The sequence below is a fragment of the Tabrizicola thermarum genome (genome assembly GCF_003574395.1).
GTDB classification, from domain to species: Bacteria; Pseudomonadota; Alphaproteobacteria; order Rhodobacterales; family Rhodobacteraceae; genus Tabrizicola; species Tabrizicola thermarum.
This window is the reverse complement of the sequence record NZ_QMJY01000014.1, coordinates 40453-64333: the sequence shown is the minus strand read 5'-3', so window position 1 is coordinate 64333 and position 23881 is coordinate 40453. Positions and strand designations below refer to the sequence as shown.

The 23881-nt window shown below is 66.7% G+C and carries 32 protein-coding genes; 13 read left to right on the top strand and 19 right to left on the bottom strand.

Going from position 1 to position 23881, the window contains the following annotated elements:
- Window positions 1-52 precede the first annotated feature (52 nt).
- The 4 genes from D5084_RS07985 (at window position 53) to D5084_RS18350 (ending at window position 2215) form a co-directional block, all read left to right on the top strand.
- Window positions 53-685, top strand: coding sequence for an NADPH-dependent F420 reductase (locus D5084_RS07985; protein WP_128515001.1), 633 nt, complete (start codon window positions 53-55; stop codon window positions 683-685).
- On the top strand, window positions 682-1236 hold the full coding sequence (locus D5084_RS07980; protein WP_128515000.1) for an antibiotic biosynthesis monooxygenase: 555 nt from the start codon (window positions 682-684) through the stop codon (window positions 1234-1236). Before D5084_RS07985 ends, D5084_RS07980 begins: the two co-directional genes overlap by 4 nt.
- A gap of 12 nt (window positions 1237-1248) precedes the next feature.
- The gene (locus tag D5084_RS07975) at window positions 1249-1986 is read left to right on the top strand and encodes a type 1 glutamine amidotransferase domain-containing protein (protein WP_128514999.1); all 738 of its coding nucleotides are present in this window, start codon (window positions 1249-1251) and stop codon (window positions 1984-1986) included.
- 82 nt (window positions 1987-2068) lie between these two features.
- Entirely contained in the window at window positions 2069-2215 is a 147-nt protein-coding gene (locus D5084_RS18350; RefSeq protein ID WP_155523110.1) for a hypothetical protein, read from the top strand.
- A gap of 106 nt (window positions 2216-2321) precedes the next feature.
- Here the strand turns inward: D5084_RS18350 and D5084_RS07970 are convergent, their stop codons facing one another.
- From D5084_RS07970 to D5084_RS07950, 6 genes are all read right to left on the bottom strand, one after another.
- Window positions 2322-3221, bottom strand: coding sequence for a cation diffusion facilitator family transporter (locus D5084_RS07970; RefSeq protein WP_128514998.1), 900 nt, complete (start codon window positions 3219-3221; stop codon window positions 2322-2324).
- Between the two features lie 4 nt (window positions 3222-3225).
- Window positions 3226-3378: a hypothetical protein gene (locus D5084_RS18345; RefSeq protein WP_155523109.1), complete on the bottom strand. Its 153-nt coding sequence runs from the start codon at window positions 3376-3378 to the stop codon at window positions 3226-3228.
- Window positions 3379-3480: 102 nt separating this feature from the next.
- The gene (locus D5084_RS07965) at window positions 3481-3945 is read right to left on the bottom strand and encodes a rhodanese-like domain-containing protein (protein ID WP_128514997.1); all 465 of its coding nucleotides are present in this window, start codon (window positions 3943-3945) and stop codon (window positions 3481-3483) included.
- 11 nt (window positions 3946-3956) lie between these two features.
- Complete coding sequence (locus D5084_RS07960; RefSeq protein ID WP_128514996.1) at window positions 3957-4187, bottom strand: thioredoxin family protein; 231 nt, start codon at window positions 4185-4187, stop codon at window positions 3957-3959.
- An 11-nt stretch (window positions 4188-4198) separates the two neighbouring features.
- Complete coding sequence (locus D5084_RS07955; protein WP_128514995.1) at window positions 4199-5257, bottom strand: permease; 1059 nt, start codon at window positions 5255-5257, stop codon at window positions 4199-4201.
- On the bottom strand, window positions 5254-5544 hold the full coding sequence (locus tag D5084_RS07950) for an ArsR/SmtB family transcription factor (protein WP_128515040.1): 291 nt from the start codon (window positions 5542-5544) through the stop codon (window positions 5254-5256). The genes D5084_RS07955 and D5084_RS07950 overlap by 4 nt, the downstream gene beginning before the upstream one ends.
- A gap of 217 nt (window positions 5545-5761) precedes the next feature.
- Between D5084_RS07950 and D5084_RS07945 the strand changes: the two genes are divergently transcribed.
- Window positions 5762-6088 carry a YnfA family protein gene (locus tag D5084_RS07945; RefSeq protein ID WP_128514994.1) on the top strand — a complete coding sequence of 109 codons (327 nt, stop codon included), beginning with the start codon at window positions 5762-5764 and terminating at the stop codon, window positions 6086-6088.
- A 180-nt stretch (window positions 6089-6268) separates the two neighbouring features.
- Here the strand turns inward: D5084_RS07945 and D5084_RS18340 are convergent, their stop codons facing one another.
- Window positions 6269-6418, bottom strand: a complete 150-nt coding sequence (locus D5084_RS18340) for a cyclic nucleotide-binding domain-containing protein (RefSeq protein WP_155523108.1) — start codon at window positions 6416-6418, stop codon at window positions 6269-6271.
- Window positions 6419-6537: 119 nt separating this feature from the next.
- Window positions 6538-6861: an ArsR/SmtB family transcription factor gene (locus D5084_RS07940; protein WP_128514993.1), complete on the bottom strand. Its 324-nt coding sequence runs from the start codon at window positions 6859-6861 to the stop codon at window positions 6538-6540.
- A 62-nt stretch (window positions 6862-6923) separates the two neighbouring features.
- Here D5084_RS07940 and D5084_RS07935 point away from each other — a divergent pair, with 62 nt between their 5' ends.
- From D5084_RS07935 to D5084_RS18985, 6 genes are all read left to right on the top strand, one after another.
- The gene (locus tag D5084_RS07935; RefSeq protein ID WP_162302403.1) at window positions 6924-7148 is read left to right on the top strand and encodes a YgaP family membrane protein; all 225 of its coding nucleotides are present in this window, start codon (window positions 6924-6926) and stop codon (window positions 7146-7148) included.
- Window positions 7149-7292: 144 nt separating this feature from the next.
- On the top strand, window positions 7293-7724 hold the full coding sequence (locus D5084_RS07930) for a YeeE/YedE family protein (protein WP_128514991.1): 432 nt from the start codon (window positions 7293-7295) through the stop codon (window positions 7722-7724).
- A gap of 4 nt (window positions 7725-7728) precedes the next feature.
- Window positions 7729-8163, top strand: coding sequence for a DUF6691 family protein (locus D5084_RS07925; protein ID WP_128514990.1), 435 nt, complete (start codon window positions 7729-7731; stop codon window positions 8161-8163).
- Between the two features lie 20 nt (window positions 8164-8183).
- Window positions 8184-9086, top strand: a complete 903-nt coding sequence (locus D5084_RS07920) for an MBL fold metallo-hydrolase (protein WP_128514989.1) — start codon at window positions 8184-8186, stop codon at window positions 9084-9086.
- A 41-nt stretch (window positions 9087-9127) separates the two neighbouring features.
- Window positions 9128-10846, top strand: coding sequence for a SulP family inorganic anion transporter (locus tag D5084_RS07915; RefSeq protein ID WP_128514988.1), 1719 nt, complete (start codon window positions 9128-9130; stop codon window positions 10844-10846).
- A 41-nt stretch (window positions 10847-10887) separates the two neighbouring features.
- A complete protein-coding gene (locus D5084_RS18985; RefSeq protein ID WP_162302402.1) occupies window positions 10888-11049 on the top strand; it encodes a hypothetical protein in 162 nt (53 codons plus the stop codon).
- Between the two features lie 64 nt (window positions 11050-11113).
- Here the strand turns inward: D5084_RS18985 and D5084_RS07905 are convergent, their stop codons facing one another.
- The 8 genes from D5084_RS07905 to ftsH all read right to left on the bottom strand — a co-directional run bounded on the left by D5084_RS07905 (window position 11114) and on the right by ftsH (window position 20498).
- Window positions 11114-12070 (bottom strand): zinc metalloprotease HtpX, encoded by a 957-nt coding sequence (locus D5084_RS07905; RefSeq protein WP_128514987.1) that lies wholly within the window; start codon window positions 12068-12070, stop codon window positions 11114-11116.
- Between the two features lie 96 nt (window positions 12071-12166).
- The gene (locus D5084_RS07900) at window positions 12167-13570 is read right to left on the bottom strand and encodes a DegQ family serine endoprotease (protein ID WP_128514986.1); all 1404 of its coding nucleotides are present in this window, start codon (window positions 13568-13570) and stop codon (window positions 12167-12169) included.
- A 50-nt stretch (window positions 13571-13620) separates the two neighbouring features.
- Window positions 13621-14130, bottom strand: a complete 510-nt coding sequence (locus tag D5084_RS07895) for an Hsp20/alpha crystallin family protein (RefSeq protein ID WP_128514985.1) — start codon at window positions 14128-14130, stop codon at window positions 13621-13623.
- Between the two features lie 20 nt (window positions 14131-14150).
- A complete protein-coding gene (locus D5084_RS07890) occupies window positions 14151-14552 on the bottom strand; it encodes an Hsp20/alpha crystallin family protein (RefSeq protein ID WP_128514984.1) in 402 nt (133 codons plus the stop codon).
- Window positions 14553-14570: 18 nt separating this feature from the next.
- Window positions 14571-14993 (bottom strand): Hsp20/alpha crystallin family protein, encoded by a 423-nt coding sequence (locus tag D5084_RS07885; RefSeq protein ID WP_128514983.1) that lies wholly within the window; start codon window positions 14991-14993, stop codon window positions 14571-14573.
- Window positions 14994-15295: 302 nt separating this feature from the next.
- Complete coding sequence (locus tag D5084_RS07880) at window positions 15296-18118, bottom strand: ATP-dependent Clp protease ATP-binding subunit (protein ID WP_128514982.1); 2823 nt, start codon at window positions 18116-18118, stop codon at window positions 15296-15298.
- A 66-nt stretch (window positions 18119-18184) separates the two neighbouring features.
- Window positions 18185-18679: a phosphate-starvation-inducible PsiE family protein gene (locus D5084_RS07875; RefSeq protein WP_128514981.1), complete on the bottom strand. Its 495-nt coding sequence runs from the start codon at window positions 18677-18679 to the stop codon at window positions 18185-18187.
- A 4-nt stretch (window positions 18680-18683) separates the two neighbouring features.
- Entirely contained in the window at window positions 18684-20498 is a 1815-nt protein-coding gene (gene ftsH, locus D5084_RS07870; protein ID WP_128514980.1) for an ATP-dependent zinc metalloprotease FtsH, read from the bottom strand.
- 318 nt (window positions 20499-20816) lie between these two features.
- On the opposite strand from ftsH, the gene D5084_RS07865 reads away from it, so the two are divergent.
- Complete coding sequence (locus D5084_RS07865) at window positions 20817-21095, top strand: NADH dehydrogenase ubiquinone Fe-S protein 4 (RefSeq protein WP_238382568.1); 279 nt, start codon at window positions 20817-20819, stop codon at window positions 21093-21095.
- 161 nt (window positions 21096-21256) lie between these two features.
- Here the strand turns inward: D5084_RS07865 and D5084_RS07860 are convergent, their stop codons facing one another.
- From D5084_RS07860 to D5084_RS07850, 3 genes are read right to left on the bottom strand one after another with little or no spacing between them, the layout of a single operon-like run.
- Window positions 21257-22396 (bottom strand): fumarylacetoacetate hydrolase family protein, encoded by a 1140-nt coding sequence (locus tag D5084_RS07860; protein WP_128514978.1) that lies wholly within the window; start codon window positions 22394-22396, stop codon window positions 21257-21259.
- Window positions 22377-23252 (bottom strand): aldose 1-epimerase, encoded by an 876-nt coding sequence (locus D5084_RS07855; RefSeq protein ID WP_128514977.1) that lies wholly within the window; start codon window positions 23250-23252, stop codon window positions 22377-22379. The genes D5084_RS07860 and D5084_RS07855 overlap by 20 nt, the downstream gene beginning before the upstream one ends.
- Before the next feature lie 10 nt (window positions 23253-23262).
- Window positions 23263-23454, bottom strand: coding sequence for an SDR family oxidoreductase (locus tag D5084_RS07850; protein ID WP_128514976.1), 192 nt, complete (start codon window positions 23452-23454; stop codon window positions 23263-23265).
- Between the two features lie 254 nt (window positions 23455-23708).
- On the opposite strand from D5084_RS07850, the gene D5084_RS18335 reads away from it, so the two are divergent.
- Entirely contained in the window at window positions 23709-23873 is a 165-nt protein-coding gene (locus D5084_RS18335) for a hypothetical protein (protein WP_155523107.1), read from the top strand.
- The last annotated feature ends 8 nt before the right edge of the window (window positions 23874-23881 follow it).

Genomic DNA, 23881 nt, shown 5'->3' with positions numbered 1-23881 from the left:
TTTCACTGTCCGCATATCTCTGTTGCAGCGAATGAAGCAAGGAGAATGAGCGATGCGCATTGCGATCATCGGCACCGGCAATGTCGGCAGCGCCATCGCCCGGGGGCTGAGGGGCAAGGGTCACACTGTGCTTCTGGGCGCGCGCGACTCGCAGGCAGACGATCTTGCAGCGCTGGCCGCCGCCACGGGGGCGACGCCGAAATTGCCCGCAGAGGCTGCGGCAGAGGCCGACATCATCGTCCTCGCCCTGCCTTGGGGTGCGGCCGAATCTGCGGTCAAGGCGCTTGGGCCGCTGACAGGCAAGACGGTCATCGACTGCATGAACCCGCTGGGCATGGTCGATGGCGCGCTCGGCCTGACGTGGGGGCACAGCACTTCTGGCGGAGAGATCGTGCAGGGATGGCTGCCGGGTGCGCATGTCGTCAAGACGCTGAACCAGGTCGGCGCCGAGATCATGGCGAAGAACGACCATCTGCCGCACCGCCCGGTCATGTTCATGGCAGGCGACGACGCGGGCGCCAAGGCGCAGGTCGCGGCGCTGCTCACCGACCTCGGGTTCGAGGCACTGGACGCAGGCGACATCACCAAATCCCGCCTGCTGGAGCCCTTCGGCATGGTCTGGATCAACCAGGCCCTGTTCCGCGGCAAGGGCCGCAGCTGGGCCTTCGCGGCCGTCAGCGCATGACCGATCCCGTCACCATCGTCGTGCGTCGAAAGGTCAAACCGGGGCGCGAGAAGGATTATGAGGTCTGGCTGGAACGCCTGACACGCGGGGCGGTGGAGCAGTTTCAAGGGTATCTGGGTGCCGAGTTCCACCGCCCTGCCAGTGTCGGGGGCGAATACCGCAGTGTCTTCCGTTTCGATAGCGTCGACCACCTTGACGCCTTCGAACGGTCGGACTTCCGGCAGCGGATGCTGGCCGAGGCCACGCCGCTGTTTGCCGCCGATGCGGCCTGGGAGCGGATGACGGGCCTTGAATTCTGGTTCGACCCGCCGCCCGGCACGAAGGTTCCGCAACCCAGTCCGCACCGCATGGCGCTGGTGCTGATCGCAGTCGTGTTCACGCTGGTGCTGATCCTGAACCTGACGCTGGGGCTGCTGATGGCCGGCTGGCCCCTGGCCCTGCGGGTGCTCGTCACCGTGACGATCCAGGTCGGGCTGATGACCTACGTCATCATGCCCCGCCTGACCCCGCTGATCGCGCGCTTCATCTATCCGAAATCCAGAACCCTCTGAAAGGAAACGAAAATGTCTGCCTCCATCGACGTGCATTCGAAGAAGAAAGTCCTGATGATCGCCGCCAACCCCGGCACCTCGCCCACCACGGGCTGGCCGGTGGGCTTCTGGTGGGCCGAACTGACCCACCCCTACTGGACCTTCTCGGAAGCGGGGTATGAGGTCGAGATCGTGAGCCCCAAGGGCGGCGATCTGGTGGCCGACAGCTTCTCGGACCCCGAGGATGCGTCGGGCTATTCCGCGCATGACCTGATCTCGCTGGGCTTCAAGAAATCCGAGAAGCACGCGGCGCTGCTGAAGGCGACCAAGTCCATCGCCGAGGTGGACCCCACCGCCTATGACGTGGTGTTCCTGGCCGGGGGCCAGTCGCCCATGGTCACGATGATCGACGATACTGCGCTGCATGCCTTCGTCGCCCGCGCCTATGAGGCGGGCAAGATCGTGTCGATCGTCTGCCACGGCACCTGCATTCTGCTGAAAACCCGCCTCTCGAACGGCGATCTGCTGGTCAAGGGCAAGACCTGGACCGGCTTTGCCAACAGCGAAGAGCAGTTCGCCGACGCCTGGGTGGGCCAGAAGATCCAGCCCTTCTGGATCGAGGAGGAGGCGAAGAAGCTGGAAGGCACCAACTTCGTGGTGAATTCGATGTTCAAGGCCTTTGCCGTCCGCGACGGCAACCTGATCACCGGCCAGCAGCAGTTCTCGGGCGGGGCGGCGGCGGACCTCGTCGTCCAGACGCTCGGGCGCTGAGCGAAACCGGTCCGGGCCCGCGCAAGCCGCGCAGGGCCCGGTCCCTTGCCGGGCATCCGGAGGAACCGTGACAAGGGCTTCCTTGGTTCCGACCCAAGAATACGGCCGCAAGGCCACCTGGTTCGAACTGTTCTTCGACCTTGTGTTCGTGGTCGACCTCGCCGCGCTCGCCGCCGCCCAGATCACGCTTTCCCTGCTGCTGGCCCGCAGGGCCCAGGGGCAGGCGTGACAGGTGAGCCTTGAAGATCCGTGCGGATGTGAGGCCGACAAACGGGATCGCTTGAGGCTTGAGGTTTCCGCAGAGAGAGCGGCGTCATCCAGAGATACGGGGCGCGTCACGCCGCCAGGCAGGCCCCCGCGCGTTCGCACGGGGCGGATTCAATCTGCAGGGTGACGTGGCTGATGCCGAAGTCATGCTCCAGCTCGTCGGTCACATGGTCGAGGAAGGCGTCGGCGTCGGGGCCGTCCCAGACCACATGCGCGGCCAGCGCGGTGCGCGTGGTGGACAGGGCCCAGATGTGCAGGTCGTGGACATTGGTCACACCGGGCTGGTCGCCGATGAAGGTCGCCACCGCCTGTCGGTCGATGCCCTCCGGCACCCCGTCCAGCCCAAGCCGCAGCGCGTCGCGCAGAAGGCCCCAACTGGTCCAGGCGATCAGCAGGCTGACCGCGATGGCCACGGCGGGGTCGAGCCATTGCCAGCCGGTCAGCATGATCCCGGCTGCCGCCAGCACCACCGCCCCCGACACCGCCGCATCGGCGGCCATGTGCAGATAGGCGCCCTTGGCGTTCAGGTCATCCTTTTGCGATTTCATGAACAGCAGTGCCGAGCCGATGTTCACCCCGATGCCGACCAACGCCACCAGAAGGATCGTCAGCCCCGGCACCTCGACCACGGTCTGAAACCGGTGCGCAGCTTCCCAGACCACGACCCCCACGCCCACCAGAATGGCAATCGCGTTCAGCATCGCGGCCAGGATGGTGGCACGGCCATAGCCGAAGGTGTAGGTGGCGCTGCCCGCCCGCTTGGCCAGCACCGCCGCGCCCCAGGCGATCAACAGCCCCGCCACATCGGTCAGGTTGTGCGCCGCATCGGCCAGAAGCGCCAGCGAGCCGGTCAGCACCCCTGCCGCCCCTTCGAAAAGGACATAGCCGGTGTTCAGTCCCACCGCCCAGCGGAAGGCAGGGCCAAGATCTGCCGGGGGAATATGGGCGTGTGCGTGATCGTGGGCCATCGTGTCAGTCCTTCAATCGGATGGTGCCGGAAAGATCGGTGGCGCCCGCCATTGTGGTGAGGATCGGGCCATCGTCTTGCAGGTTCCCGTGCAAGAGCGCCAGCCAGGCCCTGGTCCCGTCAGTGTCCATGGCGATCCGATCGGCGATCAAGATCATCCCGCGCACCCGGGACCCGGGTTGTCGCTGCGGCGGGCAGAGAGATGACGGTGCCGCAGCTGAAAGCCTTCCGGGCCGCGCACGATCCTGCCCGGGCCCATGTCAGCAGCAGCTGCCCGTCCCGGCTGTGCCGCTGCCGCAGCAGGACGTGGTGGCAGATGCCGCATCAGCCGCGCCGCCGCAGCAGGAGGAGGCTGCTTCGGCCGACCCCGCCGCCTCGGCCGATCCGGTGACGGGAAAGCCCTTCGCGGCCCAGCGGGTCATGCCGTACTGCATGTTGCTCACCCGATCATAGCCCTGATACATCAGGAAATAGGTGGCCTTCAGACTGCGCGCGCCCACGGCACAGGCCAGGATTACATCGCGGTCGCGCGGCACCTCCTGCCAGCGGTCCTCGAACTGGCTGAGCGGGATGTTGACCACATCGCAGCCGGCAAAGCCCACTTGCGCGACCTCGTCGGGCTCGCGCACGTCAACCAGCAGCGCGCCCTCTTTCAACAGCCGTTGCGAGGTGGTGGGGCACACCTCGCGCGCTTGCGCCAGCTCTTTCTGGACGGTTTCGTTCATCTCAATCTCCCTTAATTCAGCCAGGCCAGAACCTGATCGTGCGACGGGACGGAGCCCTTGTGCACGACCTTGCCGCCCACCACGACAGCGGGCGTGGTCATCACGCCAAAGCCGACGATCTGGCGCATGTCCTCGATCTTCTCGATGGTGACTTCCTTGCCCGCCTCTGCCGCCACGCGGGTGATGAGGTCGGCGGTAGCCTTGCACTTGGCGCAGCCCGGGCCGAGAACCTTGATTTCCATGACTTGTCCTTTCAGAACAGGAAGTTGAAGAGATAGCCGACGGCAAGAATGCCCGAGCCCACCACGCCGATGAACACCGCGATCAGGCGCAGGGTCAGCACCTGTTTCAGGATGATCATCTCGGGCAGGGACAGGGCGATCACGCTCATCATGAAGGCCAGCACGGTGCCAAGCGCGGCACCCTTGCCCAGCAGCGCCTCGACGATCGGGATCACTCCGGCGGCATTGGTATACATCGGGATGCCGATCACCACGGCGGCGGGAACCGACCACCAGGCATCCGCGCCCATGATGCGGGCCATCAGGTCTTCGGGCACATAGCCGTGGATCAGCGCGCCCATGCCAATGCCGAGGATGATCCAGAACCAGACTCGGCCGAAGATCTCGCGCACGGCCTCGATCCCCAGGCGATAGCGGTCCACCAGCGTCAGGGGCGTGTCACCGGAGGCGTCGGGGGCGGTCGCGCCGGAATGGATGTCACGCACCCAGTCCTGCAACCAGCCTTCCAGATGCAGTCTGCCGATCACCCATCCCGCGACGATGGCGATGACCAGACCGAAGGCGGCATAGGTCATCGCCACCTGCCAGCCGACCAGCCCGAACAGGAGCGCCAGCGCCACCTCGTTCACCATCGGCGCGGCGATCAGGAAGGAGAACGTGACGCCCAGCGGCACGCCCGCCGACACGAGCCCGATGAACAAGGGCACCGCCGAGCAGGAGCAGAAAGGCGTCATCACGCCAAGCCCCGCCGCCAGCACATTGCCCACGCCTTCGCGCTTGCCGGCCAGGAGGGCACGGGTGCGTTCGGGCGAGAAGAAGCTGCGCACCACACCCATCGCGAAGACGATCAGCGTCAGAAGCATCATCACCTTGGGCACGTCGTAGAAGAAGAACGCCAGCGCCTCGCCGGTGTGGCTGTGCCGGTCCACCGGGAACAGCGACGTGATCCCTTCGGCCAGCGGGATGAGCTGGCGATAGACGAGCCACCAGACGGCAACAAAGGCGACAAGCCCCGCGTGCCACAGCCAGTCGGGGCGCGCCGGACGGGGGGAGGAGATATCGGCGCTCATGCGGCGGTCCTTTGTTCGGTTGCGGCGGCGGCCAGCACCGCATCCAGAATGGCGCGGGCGGGCCCGGGCAGATCGGGGTTCAGCCGATAGCGCACCCATTGCGCATCGCGCCGGTCCACCACCAGACCCGCCTGTTTCAAGGTTTGCATGTGCCGCGACATCCGGCTTTGCGATGCATCAAGCCGCGCCATCAACTGGCAGACGCAATGCTCCTGACCATCGGCAAGGATCTGCATCGCGCCAAGGCGGGTCGGTTCGGCAAGGGCAGAGAGAAGGGCAATGGGCATCATGTCCTCGGACGCATATGCTGTTTTGCGCATATACTCCCTGGCGATCCATGCGTCAATCGGCATAAGGCGATCAGTCAAGATGCCGCAGGTTCCGGCATCACCCCTGACGAATGCAGCCAGATCCGCAAAAGAAAAATCCGCAGACCGCGCCGTCGATTGACGCTAGGGCAGGGACGCAGGCAACTGAAGCCGGTTCACACCGCGAGGGCAGCCCTTGACCGCGATAGTCATCTTCTCATTGACGGCACTTCTGGAAATCGCCGGGTGTTTTGCCTTCTGGATGTGGGCGCGGCAGGGACAGTCTGCCCTGTGGCTTGTTCCCGGTGTGGTGGCGCTGGTCGCCTTTGCCTGGCTGCTGACGCGCGTTGATGTGGAACATGCGGGCCGGGTCTATGCGATCTATGGCGGCATCTACATCGTCGCGTCGCTGATCTGGCTTTGGGCGGTCGAGGGTGCGCGCCCCGACCGCTGGGACGTGATCGGCAGCCTGGTCTGCCTGACCGGCGCCGCCATCATCCTTTGGGCGCCGCGGGGGACATGAAGACGGGAACAGCCCCAGGGTCGGACGGGGCATGTAGGGGCCGCCGTCGGCCTTTTCGGCAGGTTGATCGGCCCTGGCGGAGCCTCGTGCCCGAGGCGAAGCTGCTGCCGGTCCTTGTGGCCATCCTGCGGGCGTCGTCCGTGAAGGTCTGGCGGAACGGCTGACGACTTGCGTTGTGCCCTATCCGGCGAAACGCCGCTTCGACAGTTCCCGATACAGCGCCTCGCGGGTGGCGCCCAGGGCCTCGGCAAGGCTTGGCCATTGGCCTTTGGGCGGCAAGGGCCTGCCACTGGCGAGCCACGCCGCCAACCGTTCCTCGACAGTGCGCATGGAGCTGATCGCCGCAGTCGTCCGGGCGCCTTGCAGCCCGTGCGCCAGCCCCGCGGCCCATAATCTGGCCAGACCGGGGTCTGCGTCCAGACGGGACAGATACCGGACCGGACCCCGGATCAGCCGTCGGGCGAGCAGTAAAGCCGGTAGAGCGTTTCCAGCACCGCCGCCACCTCGGCGCTGGCCAGGCGATAGTAGATGGTCTGGCCGTCGCGCCGCGTCGTCACCAGACGCAGGGCGCGCATCTTGCCCAGGTGCTGCGAAAGCGCGGCCGGGCTGAGGTGAACGATGGCTGCCAGTTCGCCGACCGATTTTTCGCCCGCCAGCAGGGTGCACATCACCAGCAGGCGCCTGGGGTTGGCCATCGCCGAAAGCATGGCGGAAACCTCCTCGGCCTTCGCCGCCATCGGGTTGATTGTTGCATCCAGGATGTTAGTTTCCATGCTTGACGCTTTAGAACTTTCGAAAGTACAAAGCAATGCTGTTACTGAGCAAGGGGAAAGGAATGACATACGCCGGGTCCCTTGACCGCACACTGCGCCTCGGCCTCGGGGCGGTCGTGGTAGCATACCCGTTCGTGCCGCCGCTGTCTGGGGTCCCTGCCGACTGGGGTGCCTCGAAATTCGCCGTGGCAGCCGTGGGTGTCATGATGCTTGGCACGGCGCTGTTCAGTGTCTGCCCGGTCTGCGCGACCTTCGGCATCCGGGCCCGCCCGGTCGACAAGCCATGATCCGGGGGTCAACTGTTGGCAGTTGCCGGTCCGCAGCCCGGCGGCCCATACTGCCCGAGGGGCAGCGCCTGCGCGGGGTTTGAAATCCTCCAGATTGCGCGCGGTGCCAATCTTCGGAAGCACTTTCCACAACGCGGAGTCCGCATGAGCACGGTTACTGAATTCACCCCGTTCGCTTCTTTCATCGGCGGAGTCCTGATCGGCCTCGGCGCCGTGATTCTGATGGGCTTCAACGGCCGCATCGCCGGCATGACCGCCATGCTTGGCGGCGTGCTGGAGCCGCGGAGCCCAGACAGCCCGTGGCGTCTGGCCTTCCTGGCCGGAGCCATTGTGGCCCCGCTGATCGCGACGCTGATGGGGGCCGAGTTCGCCTTCGCCTCGCCCACGACCGGCGTGCTGCTGGCCATCGGTGGGGTCATTGTCGGCGTTGGCGTGACCTACGGGTCGGGCTGCACCTCGGGGCATGGCGTCTGCGGTCTGGCCCGACTGTCGCCGCGCTCGCTGGTCGCGACGCTGACGTTCATGGCCACGACCTTTCTGACCGTCACCCTGATGCGCCACGTCTTCGGAGACTGATCCCATGAACCGCATCCTGTCTGCCCTTGTCGCGGGTCTCGTCTTCGGGATCGGCATCGCCGTGTCGGGGATGGCCAATCCGGCCAAGGTGCTGAACTTCTTCGACCCTCTCGGCACCTGGGACCCCAGCCTTGCCTTCGTGATGGGCGGAGCGCTGATGACCACATTCATCGGATACCGCGTGATCTTCGGGCGCCGCCAGGCCCCGCTGTTCGACACGAAATTCCACCTCCCCACCGCCCGCACGATCGACGCCCGGCTGATCGGCGGATCGGCCCTGTTCGGCGTGGGCTGGGGCATCTCCGGCTTCTGCCCCGGCGGGGCCATTCCCGCACTTGGCTTCGCGCCCTGGCCAACGGCACTTTTCCTGATCGCGATGGGGGCCGGCATCCTGCTTGCGCGCTGGCTGCAAGCCTTGCCCCGCCGTCAGATCGCATGATCCCTCAAGGAGGACAGACCATGACCACCTTCGCTCCTGTTCCCTATCCCGTCGATCTTTCGGTCAGGCCCGAAGTCACGGCCTTCTTCGACGAACCGACCAACACAGTCACCTATGTCGTGCGTGATCCGGCCAGCACTTCCTGCGCGGTCATCGACAGCGTGATGGACATCGACTATGCCGCCGGTCGCATCAGCTATGCCTCGGCCGACCGGGTGATCGACTTCATCCGGAAGAACGGCCTGACGCTGGAATGGCTGATCGAGACCCATGTCCATGCCGACCACCTCTCGGGCGCGCCCTATATCCAGGAAAAGCTGGGCGGCAAGATCGGCATCGGCGAGAACATCACCATCGTGCAGGAAACCTTCGGCAAGGTGTTCAACGAAGGGACCGAGTTCCAGCGCGACGGCAGCCAGTTCGACCGGCTGTTCAAGGACGGCGACACCTACAAGATCGGCGGCATGACGGCCTTTGCCATGCACACGCCGGGCCACACGCCGGCCTGCATGACGCATGTGATCGGCGATGCGGCCTTTGTCGGCGACACCCTGTTCATGCCCGACGGCGGCTCGGCCCGCGCCGATTTCCCCGGCGGCGACGCGCGCACGCTGTACCGTTCGATCCGGCGGGTGCTGTCGATGCCCGGCGAGACACGGCTCTTCATGTGCCACGACTACGGCCCGAACGGCCGCGAGATCCGCTGGGAAACCACGGTGGCCGAGCAGCGGGCGCACAACATCCATGTGCGCGACGGCATCACCGAGGATGAATTCGTGCGCATGCGCGAGGCGCGCGACGCGACGCTTGCCATGCCCAAGCTCATCATCCCGTCCTTGCAGGTGAACATGCGCGGGGGCGAACTGCCGCCGCCGGACGAAAGCGGCAAGCGGTTCCTCAAGGTGCCGCTCAACACACTCTAGGCGATCCGCCCGGTTCAACGCCCCAGGACAGGACAAGCCTCGTGACCTTCCTCAAGTCCCTTCTGCCGATCCTCGGCTGGGCCCCGACCTATAGCCGGACCGATGCCCAGAGCGATCTTGTCGCCGCCGTGATCGTGACGATCATGCTGGTGCCGCAGAGCCTGGCCTATGCCATGCTGGCGGGCCTGCCGCCACAGGTGGGGCTTTATGCCTCGATCCTGCCGCTGATCGCCTATGCGGTCTTCGGCACCAGCCGGGCTTTGGCGGTGGGGCCGGTTGCGGTGGTCTCGCTGATGACGGCGGCGGCGGCGGGGCAGGTCGCGGCACCGGCAAGCGCCGAATACCTGACCGCCGCGATCACGCTGGCCTTCCTGTCGGGCCTCGTCCTGGTGGCGATGTCGGTGCTGCGGCTGGGATTTCTGGCCAATTTCCTGTCGCATCCGGTGATCTCGGGCTTCATCACCGCCTCGGGCATCCTGATCGCGGCCAGCCAGCTGAAGCATATCCTGGGCATCAGGGCCGAGGGCGACACCCTGCCGCAGCTTGTGACCGGCCTCGTGGAGGGGATCGGCGGCTTCAATCCCTATACGCTTGTCATCGGTATTGCGGCGACGGCCTTCCTGTTCTGGACACGCAAGAACCTCAAGCCGCTGCTGATCGCGCGGGGCCTTCGGCCTCGCCTGGCCGACCTGATCGCCAAGGCCGGGCCGGTGGCCGCCATCCTGGTCTCGATCCTGGCCGTGGTCGGCTTCGGGCTGGCGGAAAGGGGCGTGAAGATCGTCGGCGACATCCCCGCCGGCCTGCCGCCCTTTGCCCTTCCGTCCTTTGACCTTGGGCTCTGGCAGCAACTGCTGCTGCCCGCCGTGCTGATCAGCCTGGTGGGCTTTGTGGAATCGGTGTCCGTCGCGCAGACGCTGGCGGCCAAACGGCGGCAGCGGATCGTGCCGAACCAGGAACTGACCGCGCTTGGCGCCTCGAACATCGCCTCGGCCCTGTCGGGGGGCTATCCGGTGACCGGCGGTTTCGCGCGGTCGGTGGTGAACTTCGACGCCGGCGCCGAGACGCCGCTGGCCGGGGCCTTCACCGCCGTCGGCATCCTGGCCGCCACGGTTTTCCTGACCCCGCTGTTCCGGTTCCTGCCGCAGGCCGTGCTGGCCGCAACCATCATCGTGGCCGTGCTTTCCCTGGTCGATATTGCCGCCATCCGGCGCACCTGGGCCTATTCCAAGGCCGACTTTGCCGCCATGGCCGTCACCATCCTGACCGTGCTGCTGGTGGGGGTGGAGGCCGGGATCACCGCCGGCGTGCTGCTGTCGCTGGTGCTGTTCCTGTGGCGGACCTCGCGGCCGCACATGGCCATCGTCGGCCTGGTGCCGGGGACCGAACATTTCCGCAATGTCGAGCGGCATAAGGTCGTCACCGATCCTTCGATCCTGACGATCCGGGTGGACGAAAGCCTGTACTTCGCCAATGCCCGCGCGCTGGAGGATGCGATCTACGACCGCATCGCCGATCAGCCCGCGCTGAAGCATGTCGTCCTGATGTGCCCGGCGGTGAACCTGATCGACGCCAGCGCGCTGGAGAGCCTGGAGGCCATCGCCCACCGCCTTTCCTCGGCCGGGGTCGGCTTTCATCTGTCCGAGGTCAAGGGGCCGGTGATGGACGCGCTCAAGCGGTCGGACTTCTTGCAGCATTTCAAGGGGCGGATCTTCCTGTCCCAGTACGAAGCCTTCACGACCCTCGGCGGACCGGCGCGATAGGCGGGGCAGGGCGGTCTGGACATCGCCTTGCGGGAAGATCTGTGACGCGGCGGTCCGGCCCCTTGCAATGGCGGATCGGCGCCGGCGGCGAGGGCGTGGGGATGACGGATTTCGCATCCATCACCCAGGTGCATTTCCGCGTCCGGCCGTCCCGCATCGGGTCGGTGTGTTTCGAGGTCTCCTCGCGGCTTTCCCCCGCCTGACCATGGGCCGCGATCCGGTGGAGGCGATGGGCCTGTCATGCAACCTGCGCTGCGTCTGTCCGGCTCAGAACCACAGTCCCGAGCGGTGAAAGCGCGGCGGCATGGGCTGCGCCGAAGCCGGGGGCAGGCGCAGGGTCAAGGGGTCCGTCAAGGGGTCCGCTGCGACGCGCTGCGGCACAGGCGTCAGGGCGCGCAGGCGGGCGATGCGCTCTTCGGTCGGCGGATGGGTGCGCAGGAGCGAGGGCTCGGGGATGCGCCGTCCGGGCAGGAACATCTCTTCCCAGAAGCGCCCGGTGCGGCGTTCGAGCCTGGCCAGCGCCGAGGCAAGGCCGGCCGGATCGCCGGTCAGTTCGGCGGCCGCCCGGTCGGCGTCGTATTCGCGCTGGCGCGACAACGCCAGTTGCAGAAGCGCCATGATCGTGGGCGAGAAGGCCAGGACAAGCGGCAGGGTCCAGGGAATGGTCGCGACGCCCGCGATCAGCAGCGGCAGGTTCACCAGAAGCAGCATCTGCCCCAGCCAGCTGGCCAGCGAAACGGCGCGCGACATCGCATCGGCCAGCCCCATCAGCCACAGGTCGCGATTGGCGACATGGGCGATCTCATGCGCCAGGACCCCGGCCATCTCGCGCGGGGACAGAAGCCGGATCAGCCCGTCGGTCACGCAGATCACGCTGTCCTCGGGCCGGCCCATGGCAAAGGCATTGGGGATCTGGCTGGGCACATACCAGAGTTCGGGCACGCGCGGCAGACCGGCGCGGGCCACCAGATCGCGCAGCAGGGCATGGCCCGCGGGCCAGTCCTGCGGGCGCAGCGGTCGCGCCCGGTAGCCGCGCAAGAGCAGCCCACGCGAGACCGAGGGCGCCAGCATCAATCCGGCGAGCGTCGCGGCGACGAGGATCAGGGTCATGTCGGGTCCGGCGACAAGCCCGACCACCGTCCAGGCGATCAGGCCCATGCCCGCAAGGATCAGCAGGGTCTGGGCAAGGTTGGTCAGACGGTGGGCAAGTGTGGCGGACAGCATGGGCACCCCATTTCGCAAGGGGCAGCATGCCCCGGCCCGCAGCAAAGGCAAAGCCCCCGTCGCGTGTCACCGCGACGGGGGCCGTTGCGAAACCGTTCAGCGCGGCAGGACGACGAAGACCTCGCGCCCGTCGCGCCAGACCAGAAGTCCCACGGCATTGCCGGAGGCGGATTCAAGCGCCGCGGCCAGATCCTCGGGGCGGGTGACCGGGCGGCGGTTGACGGCCAGGATCACGTCGCCCGGTTGCAGCCCGGCCTGTGCCGCAGGGCTGCGCGGGGCGACGGCTGCGACCGACAGCCCCTCGACCGTGCCATAGCCGGGCATCCCCGGCGCCAGCGGTTGCAGCGTCAGGCCCGCCAGTTCGGCCGGAGCGGCAGAGGTGGCTGCCGCGTCAAGCTTGTCGAGCGTCACGTCGATGCCCTGCCGTTTCCCCTCGCGCCAGATGTCCAGCTTCACCGTGTCGCCGGGCCGCCGCATGCCGACACGACCACGCAGATCGGCCGAGCCGCGCAGCTTGTGGCCGTCGATTGCAAGGATCGCATCGCCCGCACGCAGGCCCGCACGTTCGGCGGCGCTGCCCGGATCGACCGAGCCCACCACCGCGCCGCCTGCGGCCTCGATCCCCATGGCCTGAGCCAGATCCGGGGTCAGATCCTGGATCGCCACGCCCAGCCGGCCCCGCGCCACCGTGCCGTGTTCGACCAGCTGTTCCATCACCGACAGCGCCATGTTCACCGGCACGGCAAAGCCGATGCCCACGTTGCCGCCCCCGTTCGGCGCGATGATCGCGCTGTTGATCCCGACCAGCTTCCCGTCGAGCGTGATCAGCGCGCCGCCCGAGTTGCCGGGGTTGATCGAGGCATCGGTCTGGATGAAATCCTCATAGCCCTGAGGGTTGATCCCCGACCGCCCCAGCGCCGAGACTATGCCCAAAGTCACCGTCTGGCCCAGGCCGAAAGGGTTGCCGATGGCCACGACGTAATCGCCCACCATCAGCGCATCGGAATTGCCGGTCTCGACGGCGGTCAGCCCCTCGGCGGGGATCTTCAGCACGGCAATATCCGTCGCGGGATCGGTGCCCACCAGTTCCGCCTTGACGCTGCGTCCGTCGCGCAAGGAGACGCGGATCTCGGTCGCGTCCTGGATGACGTGGTTGTTGGTCAGCACATGGCCGCGCTTGGCATCGACGATCACGCCGGAGCCTGCGCTCATCTGCCGCTCGACCGGGCCTTCGGGGGACATGGGCGGCAGGAAGGGGGCGAAGAAGGGGTCGCGGTAGAGCGGCGACATCTGCGCCGGGCGTTCCGAGACCACCGAGATGTTGACCACCGCATCCGAGACACGTTCGACCACAGGGGCGAGGGTCGGAATGCCGCGGTCGTCGGCAAGCGCAGGGGCGGCGGTTTCGGCAAGGGCCGGGCCGGCAGGCAGCAGGACGGGGCCGGCGACCAGCGACAGCGCCAGCACACTGGCGCAGGTGGACAGGATGAGACGTTTCATGAAATCCTCCAAAGGAAGGGGGGTGCCGGGCGGCACCCCCGGATGCGGCCTCAACCGGCCTTGACCTCGATATGCTTGACGCGGGCCTGGGCTTCGGGCGTCTGCGGCAGGCGCACGGTCAGCACGCCGTTCTTGAAGCTGGCCTCGGCCTTTTCGCCATCGACGCCGGGCGGCAGCGGGATGGTGCGCCAGATCGCGCCATAGCTGCGTTCGGACAGGTAATAGCCCTTCTTCTCTTCCTGGCGCTCGACCTTCTTCTCGCCCTTCACGGTCAGCATGTCGTCGGTGACGCTGACCTCGATGTCGTCCATCGTCATGCCGGGCAGCTCGATCGAGATCTCCACGGCGTTGTCGGTCTGGACCACGTCGGATTTGGCCTCGGAATGGCCCCACGGCCAGTCAAGGTCGCCAAGGCCCTTGCCGAAACGGTTCCAGAACCCCTCGAACACCTGGTTCATTTCGCGTTGCAGGGTGGCGATGGGGTTCTCGCGGTCCGTGTCGCGGTCGGGATGGGCGGCGTCATCCTTGCGCGCCCAAGGGATCAGATCCTTGATCTTCATGGTCGTTCTCCTTTCCTGTCTCAGGCAGCCTTGACCTTGATGGCCTTCGGCTGCGACGCTTCGGCGCGCGGCAGGTGCAGGGTCAGCACGCCATTCTTCAGCTGGGCCTCGATCTTTTCGGCATCGAAATCATCCGAGAGGGTGAAGGCGCGCTCGTAATCGCCCGCCTCGTATTCGGCATGGACCAGCCGCAGCTTGTCGGGCGAGGCGACCGAGGATTTCGCGCGGATCGTCAGCACGCGCTTTTCCAGCGCCACGTCCACATCCTCGGCGGCGACACCGGGCAGTTCCAGCATCAGCGTCACGCCCTCTTTCGTCTCGACGATATCGGCCAGCGGGCGCCAGACCCGGCGGGCGCGGGCCGGTTCGGCCTGGGTTTCGGCCGGGGTCTGTTCGGGGGCCTTGGTCACTTCGGTGCTCATGGGTCTATCCTCCTTCTCTCAGGCGGCCTTGATGGCGATGCGGCGGGGCTTGTCCTCGTCGGGGCGGCCCACGGCAATGCGCAGCACGCCGTCGGCAAAGCGGGCCTCGACCTTCTCGGGATCGACGCGGAACGGCAGGCGGATGGCGCGGGTGAAGCGGCCGAAGGCACGCTCGCGCCGGTGCCAGATGGCGCCTTCCGGCAGGTCGGGGGCCTTGCGCTCGCCCGAGAGCGTCAGGACATTGTCCTTGACCTGGATGTCGATGTCGGAAGGCTCGACGCCGGGCAGTTCGGCGGTGATCGCCGCGGCCTCGTCATTCTGCCAGACATTCAGCGCGGGGAAGGATCGGGTGGCGCCGAAGGCGAGGCTGTCCAGATCCTCGGACAGACGCCGCATCAGCGCGAAGGGATCGGCGGGGTAGAGAGCAGTGCGGTAAAGCATGGGTCACCTCCTTCGGTTGGCACCCGGACCGGGCCACGAAGGACGGGACGGCTGCGCAGCAACGCGCACCGCAGGAAAGCAACTGGACGTCACCGACCGGACCCTTGCGGCGCCCTTCGGTGGCCTGCCATTGCGGCCAGACCCGTCATCTTTCGTGAACCCCGTTCGGGCGTTCCCTTCTGATAAAGGAAGCGGGAAGCGGCATTTCAAGACCCGGCATCCCCAGAAATATCATATTGTTTACAGTGTATTGTGAGGGGCGGCTTCAGACCGCCGCCCCCTTTGTCATGCCGCGCGACGGTTCACCCTGCCGCCGGTTCGTCCTTCCCGGCCCCGGTTCCGGCCTCTGTCCCGGCCTTCTCCGCCTTGGCTTCGGGCTCGATCCGCACCTGTTCGGCGGTCGCGTCCCAGCCGATGCGCACGGTGTCGCCCTGGGCCACCTCGCCGCCCAGCATGGCGCGGGCAAGCCGCGACTCCACCAGGCTGCGGATCTGGCGCTTCAGCTCGCGCGCGCCGTATTCGGGGCGATAGCCCTCGGCGGCGAGCATGTCGATCAGGCTGTCCTCGAAGACGATGGTCACGCCCTGCGTCGCGGCCGTGCGCTTCACCCGTTCCAGTTGCAGCAGCACGATCTGGCGGATTTCGGCCTTCGTCAGGCTGTGGAAGACGATGATCTCGTCCAGCCGGTTCAGGAACTCGGGCCGGAAGTGGCCACGCAGCACGTCCATCAGCTCGGCCTTCAGCGTCTCGGGCTTCTCTGCCGGAGTGCCACGCAGCAGCATCCGTTTCTGGATCCGGTCGGCGCCGAGGTTCGAGGTGGCGATGATGATGGCATTGGTGAAGTCCACCACCCGGCCCTTGCCGTCGGTCAGCCGCCCGTCGTCGAAGACCTGCAACAGCACGTTGTAGACATCGGGATGCGCCTTCTCGATCTCGTCGAGCAGGATCACCGAATAGGGCTTGCGGCGCACCTTCTCGGTCAGCTGGCCGCCCTCGTCATAGCCGACATAGCCGGGCGGCGCGCCGATCAGCCGGGCGACCGTGTGCTTTTCCATGTATTCCGACATGTCGATGCGCAGAAGCGCGTCCTCGTCGCCATAGACGACCTCGGCCAGCGCCTTGGCAAGTTCCGTCTTGCCCACGCCCGTCGGCCCGAGGAAAAGGAAGGTCGCCACCGGCTTCGAGCCTTCGCGCAGGCCCGCGCGCGCAAGGCGCACGGCGTCCGACACCGCCTTGATCGCCTCTTCCTGGCCGATGACGCGGGCGTGGAGCCGCTCCTCCATCTTCAGCAGTTTCGCGCGTTCCTCCTCGGTCAGCTCATCGACCGGAATGCCCGTCAGCTTCGAGACGATCTGCGCCACATGGGTCGCCCGCACCTCGGCCGAGCCGGTGGCGCGCGCCTTTTCCCAGGCTTCGGTCAGTTCCTTGAGCCTGGCTTCCTTGTCGGCGATCTGGTGGCCGATCTCGGCGGCCTTGTCGAAGTTCTTCCGCGAAGCGGCATAGTCCTGTTCGCGCCGGAGCTGATGCAGCTCGGCTTCCAGTTCCTGCACCTCGACGGGCCGGGCGGTGGCCGAAAGCTTGACCCGCGCCGCCGCCTGGTCGATCAGGTCGATCGCCTTGTCGGGCAGGAAGCGGCCCTGGATGTAGCGGTCCGACAGTTCGGCCGCCGCGACGATGGCCTCGTCGGTGATCGTCACCTTGTGGTGCGCCTCGAAGGTGTCGCGCAGACCGCGCAGGATCATCATCGCCTGGGCCACGGTGGGCTCGGGCACCATCACCGGCTGGAAGCGGCGTTCAAGGGCCGCGTCCTTCTCGATGTGCTTCTGGTATTCGTTCAGCGTCGTGGCGCCGATCAGGTTCAGCTCTCCCCGCGCCAGCATGGGCTTGAGCACGTTGGCGACATCGAGGCCGCCCTCGCCGCCGCCCTGGCCTGCGCCGACGATGGTGTGCAGCTCGTCGATGAACAGGATCATCTCGCCCTGATGCTCGGTGATCTCCTTGAGGATCTTCTGCACCCGCTCCTCGAACTCGCCGCGATACTTGGACCCTGCGACCATCGAGTTGATGTTCAGCTCGACCAGCCGCTTGCCGCGGATCGCCTCGGGCACCTCGCCATCGACGATGCGCTGCGCCAGCCCCTCGACGATGGCGGTCTTGCCCACGCCGGGCTCGCCGATCAGGACGGGATTGTTCTTCTTGCGGCGGGCGAGGATCTCGATCGTGGTCTCGATCTCGGCGGCGCGGCCGATCACCGGGTCGAGCTTGCCGTCCCGCGCCATCTTCGTCAGGTCGCGGGAATACTTGTCCAGTTCCGGCGTGTTGGTCGGCGCCTCTGCCGTGCCGTCCTCGGCCCCCTTGCCGACGACGCGCGCCACCTGCTGGCGCAGCGCCTGCGGCGTGAGGCCCAGCTTCCTCAGCATGTTGGCTGCCAGCCCCTCGCCCTCTTCGGCAAGGCCGATCAGCAGGTGTTCGGGGCCGACGTAGGAATGGCCCATGTCGGTCGAGGCCCCGAAGGCGCGGCTGAGCGCATCCTTCACCCGCGGGCTGACGCCGATCTCGCCCTCGTGGGGCTTGTCGCCCCGCTTGGCCTCGGCCTCGATCTGGCCTTTCAGCTGATCGACCGAGATCTTGAACTGGTCGAGGACGGTCTTCACCACCTCGGACCCGGTCAGCGCCAGCAGCAGGTGTTCGGTGTCCACCTCGGCCCGGCCCATGCCGGCGGCGTGCTGCGCGGCCTCCTGCAACAGCCTTTCGGCCTGTTCGCTGACCTTGCTGGCAAAGCCGCCGCCCTGCCTGCGGGCCGAGCGGGCGCGGGGCGCCTCGTCGCCGAAGGTGGCATCCACCACCTCGTCCTCGCCGCCGGCGTCACCGGCGCCGATGCCCTGCGGCAGGTCGAAGCCCGCGTCGGACATCAGGCTGCGGAAGGGCTGGTCGCCGAAGAATTCCTCGAACAACCCACCGCGTCGCCCGAACAGCGATTCAAGCGGCGAGGCCGTGCGCCCCTGACGGCGCAGCACCTCGCGGTAGTGCTCGTCGCACAGTTCCATGTTCTGCACGCGCCCGTTGACCGAGGCGCGTACGCGCACCGTGGCCGGTTTTCCGCAGATGTCGCATTTGCCTTGCATGGGGGTTCCCTTTCCTGTGATTCATGTTCGTCTATCGTCGGATCGGGCCGCCGACCTTGATCCCGGTCAATCCCGATCGGCGATGCGCCTGCCCTGAACCATGGCTTCCCTGTCCTGCCGGCGGATGATCCAGTAGATGCCCCCCAGCGCCAGCGTTGCCAAGGCCAGCGCGGCGATGGTGGCGGCGTCGGTCTTGTCCAGATCGAGGATGATGAACTTGCGCAACAGCGCCAGCAGCGCCACCAGCACAACGGTGCGCACATGGAACACGGTGTCATGCGTCTCGACCGAGACCACGATCGAACGCTTGAACTCCAGCGCGATGATGACGGTGAAGATCGCGCCGAACACCGCCTGGAACACCGCATGGTCGGTGGGGTCCAGCGCGCCTTCGATCACCAACCCCACCGTGACGCGCAGGAACAGGTTCCACATCGCGGCAAGGATGACCACGATCAGCAGGGCCGAGAGCGCAAGCGTCACAAGCTGCTCGAAGCGCTGGTAGAAGGTCAGCACCTTCCAGCGGTCGAGGAAATCCTTCCAGTCCGAGCGCACCGACATCGGGCTACTCCGCCGCCTGGGCCACGGGCTTGAGTGCCGGGAAGTCGTCGGGCGTGATGGTTTCGCGTTCGAGCAGCAGCCGTGTGCCGGCCTCCAGATCGGCGCGCCGGTCGGTCAGCACCTGTTTCGCCCGCGCATAGGCGGCGTCGATCAGGGCGCGCACGGCCAGATCCACCTCGCGGGCGGTCGCCTCGGAAAAATCGCGCGGGCTCAGCCCCGGCGCACCGTCGCCGAGAAAGCTCTGCCGCTCGGGCTCCAGCACGGCCTGGCCCAGATCGGGGTGCATCCCGAAACGGGTGACGATCTGGCGGGCGATGTCGGTGACGCGGGCGAGGTCGTCAGCCGCCCCGGTCGAGATCTCGCCCAGCACCAGATCCTCGGCCGCCCGGCCCGCCAGCAGCACCACCATGCGGTTTTCCAGATCCGCCCGGGTGATGAGGAAGCGGTCCTCGGTGGGCCGCGTCATGGTGTAGCCAAGCGCGCCGATGGACCGCGGGATGATCGAGACCTTCTGCACCGGGTCCGCGCCGGGCAGCGAGGCCGCGGCCAGCGCATGGCCCATCTCGTGCCAGGCCACCGCCTCGCGTTCCTTGGGGTTCAGCAGCCGCCCCTTGCGTTCGAGCCCCGCAACGATGCGCTCGATCGCGGCGACGACATCGGCCATGGTCACCGCCTCGGCCCCGCGGCGGGTGGCCTGGATGGCGGCCTCGTTGACCAGGTTCGCCAGTTCTGCGCCCGAAAAGCCCGGGGTCAGCGCGGCGATCTGGTCCACATCCAGCCCCTCGTGCTTGACCTTCTTCAGATGCACCCGCAGGATCGCCGCGCGCCCGGTCTTGTCGGGGCGGTCCACCACCACCTGCCGGTCGAAGCGGCCTGCGCGCAACAGCGCGGGGTCCAGGATCTCGGGCCGGTTGGTCGCGGCCAGAAGCACGATCCCCTCGCGCGGGTCGAAGCCGTCAAGCTCGGTCAGAAGCTGGTTCAGCGTCTGCTCCTTCTCGTCATGCCCGCCGCCGAAGGCGCCCACGCCGCGCTTCTTGCCCAGCGCGTCCAGCTCGTCGATGAAGATGATGCAGGGCGCGGCCTTGCGGGCCTGCTCGAACAGGTCGCGCACCCGGGCGGCGCCGACGCCTACGAACATTTCCACGAATTCCGAGCCGGAGATGGAAAAGAACGGCACCCCGGCCTCGCCCGCCACGGCGCGGGCGACCAGCGTCTTGCCGGTGCCGGGGGGGCCCACCAGCAGGATGCCCTTGGGGATGCGAGCGCCAAGCCGGCCGTATTTCTGCGGCTCCTTCAGGAAGCTCACGATCTCCTGCAACTCGGCCTTGGCCTCGTCGATCCCGGCCACGTCGGCGAAAGTGACGCCGGTGTCCTTCTCGACATAGACCTTGGCCTTCGACTTGCCGACCGTCATCATGCCGCCGAAGCCCTGCTTTTCGGCGATCTTGCGGAACACCAGCATCCAGAGGCCGTAGAAGACCAGCACCGGCAGCACCCAGGACAGAAGCTGCGACAGGAAGGTGTTGGTCACCGTGCCGTCATATTCGGCGCTCGACTGCTCCAGCCGCCGGGTCAGGTCCTCGGGGACGATGTTGGTGATGAAATACTCCGCGCCGTCGCGGGGTTCGCGGTAGCGACCGATCACCCGTTCGGTCTGCACCTGCACCTCGGCGATCTGGTCTTTCTCAAGCAGTTCGATGAAGCGCGAATAGGGGATGCGCTCGGTGACCGAGGCCCCCTGCCACCAGGACTGGAACAGCATCAGCAGAAAAAAGGCCGCGATCCAGTACCAGATGTTGATCTGCTGTTCCTTGTTCATGCTTGGCCTCTCTTCTTCTGCCCTCTTGCGCCAAAGTCCGGTCAAGCCCACTGCGCGGTCAGCGCCCCCGTGGTGGCGCAGCCCACGACCAACCATGCCCGCCGGTCCGCACCACCACGGGGCAGGCCGGGCCATTCTCTGCTCTTGAACGGAAACGCGCCAAAACTCAGATGCTTACTATGTCGAAAGAAAGCGGAAACTCAACCCTCAAGGGAGTTGTCCGGATCTGCCAATCCGATCTTTCGAAAGACAGGAGCAATCGCGATGGATCATGGCCGCAATCGACCCTTGTCCGCACCACGCATCCCGGGGACCGACATGCGCAGTCCCGATGTGCCGCTGGCGATCATCCGCCGGCCCGCACGGTCGGCGACGCAATCGGCACCGCGTCCGCGCCACTGGGTTCTGGAGTTCGAGCCCTCCGGCGCGCCGGAGCTTGACCCGCTGATGGGCTGGACCACAGGCGACGATCCCTGTCGGACCATCCGGCTGCAGTTTCCCGATGCCGCAAGCGCGATCCGCCATGCCGAGAGTCAGGACTGGCGCTACATCGTTCTTGAGGAGCCTCGTGCTGCGCAGGCGCCCGCAAAGTCGTAGCGTAGCGCGACCGGTGATGCGAGGCACCGGCTGTTCAGGGGGGTGGATGTGCCGGGTGCCCGGCGCTTGCCCTATCCCGCCATCGCCTTGCCGAGCCAGCTGGCCCAGCTTGGGTATCGCCGGTCGGCCACCGAGCCCGCAACGGCGGCCGGGGTCGGTGCCTACAGCAGTCCCCGCCTTGCCAGGTTCGCCATCAGGGCCCGTATCCCGAAGGTCCATTCCGGGCAATGGGTGGAAAGGTTCACGCTGTTGCACAGGGCGCCAAGGCCCGGTGCGGAGATGATGACCTTGTCCCCGATCTTGTGCGTGAACCCGCCACCTTGTTCGCCGCGGTCCTGCGTCGGGGCAAAGAGCGTTCCCAGAAACAGCATCAGGCCGTCGGGATACTGATGATGACGTCCGATCGTCTGCGAGACCAGATCGGCCGGATCGCGGCTGATCTGCGACATCGAGGATGTTCCGTCCAGAACAAAGCCGTCCGGCCCCTCGACACGGAGCGTCAGTTCGGCGCGGCGCACGTCATCCAGCCCGAAGCCCGCATCGAACAGGCGCAGGAACGGCCCGATGGAACAGGAGGCGTTGTTGTCCTTGGCCTTGGAGAGCAGAAGCGCCGAACGCCCCTCGACATCGCGCAGGTTCACATCGTTGCCAAGCGTCGCCCCCACGATCCGGCCCTTCGAGGAGACGGCCAGCACCACCTCCGGCTCGGGGTTGTTCCATCTGGAAACGGGGTGCAGGCCGATTTCGGCCCCATGCCCCACGGCGGACAGGACCTGCGCCTTCGAGAAGACCTCGGCATCCGGGCCGATTCCGACCTCCAGATACTGGCTCCACAAGCCCTCGGCCTGAAGCGCGGCCTTGGCGGCCATCGCCTCGGGCGAACCGGGCCGGATGTTGCGCAGCGAATCCCCGATTGCCGTGCCGACGCGCCGGCGGATCTCTTCCGCGCGGGCAGGATCGCCGCCCGCGCGTTCCTCGATCACGCGCTCCACCATCGAGCCCGCGAAGGTCACGCCGCAGGCCTTGATCGCCTGCAGATCGCAAGGCGCCAGCAGATGCGGCACCGACAGGTCGCCGACCTTCGCCGCGAGCAACTCGTCGAGCGCCGCAACCCTGCGGCCCGCCGCCGCACGGACATAGCCGGCGGGATCGTCCATCTCGCAGATGTCACGAACCAGAGGGGCCTCGCGCGCGGTGATGTCCCAGACCACCCCGTCCCGCAGCGTCACGACCGATGGGCCCTGAACCTCGGGGTTCCAGATACGGCCGAGAAGGGTGGCATCAGGCGGAAGGGTCTGCATTCACGGATCTCCAGGTCAGGGTCATGCCGAAGGCCATCGTTTCACCCGGCCGAAGAAACCGCAGGCCGGGATGGCCGGCAAGGGCATGTGCATCCACCGGATGCGAGACGGGTTCAAGGCAGAAGAAATCGGCCGCACTTCCCGGCGAATAAAGCAGCAGGGTCGAAAGGCCCGTTGCCTCCAGCGTGCAGGACATGGCCTCCGGCCCCTGCCGGATCAGGGCCGAACCGGTCCAGCCGTCGAAGCCTGCATTGACCCAGCCCTCGGGAAGCAGCCGAAGCCCCCGGTAATCCAGCGCATCGGGGATCGGCTCCGGCGCTTGCGTCCGGGGCAGGTGCCGGTCGTTCTCCGGCCACCAGCCATTTGCCTGAAAGGCAATCCGCGTGAGTTCGGAACGTGGAAACCACGGATGGAAACCGCCGCCGAAGGGCAGGGGGCCATCCGCCCTGTTGCGCCGCACCAAGAAGGCATCAAGGCTGTCCGGGCAAAGGCGATAGGTCAGCCGCGCCGCATGGCGCAGGGGTCCGAAGGCCCCGTCCGGCAGCTCGAGGCAGACCGTGTCGGGGGCATGTCCTTGCACCTGCCAGGGCCTCTGGAAGGCATCGCCATGGATCGGGAAGGGTTCTCCGGCAAGGTTCGGTGTCAGACGCACCGGTTTCCCGTCCACCAGAACGGGAACCGAAACACGGTTCGAGAACGGGGCGAGGATGTTCATGGCCCAGGCGAAGGGGTCCGCCTCGCCTCCCGCCCGCAACGGGCGCAGGACCGGTCGCCCCGCGACTTCCAGCGCCGCCAGAGCCGCCCCGTGCCGGGCTCCGACCAGAGCCCTTGCCGCCCCAGCGCGCAGTTCGATCACCGCGGCGCCCTCACCACCCGCCGTCGATGGCGATGTTCTGACCCGAGATCATGCGCGCCGCGTCCGAACACAGGAACAGCGCAAGATCGGCCACGTCCTCGGGCCGGATGCGCGACTTGAGGCATTGCCGTTCCAGCACCCAGGCATTGTATTGCTCCAAGGCCAGCGCCAGAAGGGGAAGCACTTTCTTCAGAATGGGCATTCCTTTTCGGGTTGATCGAAACTGTCATTGCTTGGCAGTCGGAGGGAAAGCCTTGACTTAGGTCATGTTCGCAGAAACCGGGTGCCCCGGGACCATGAACTCGACATGTTCATGGTCACGAATTCCGGGCACTGCCGGACGCCGCGATCCGTGCAGTCTACGATGCCGACAAGCGCAAGATCATCATCAATGCATCCGCTCCCATAGTGCAGCTCCATGTCGATGGACGGGGCTATGTCCGCGACTAGGCCAGATTGCTGCTGGCCGAGCTTTTCATGGACGCGATCTCGGACGAACTGGCCGGCCGCCTTCTCGAGAGATCCGGCAAGGCTGGTGACGTGGCCGCGTTTCATGCAGCGAAGCAGCAGAACGTGCGCAAGTGCGGCAGCGATATCCATCAGCCCTTCATGAGCAGATGAGGGTGCCG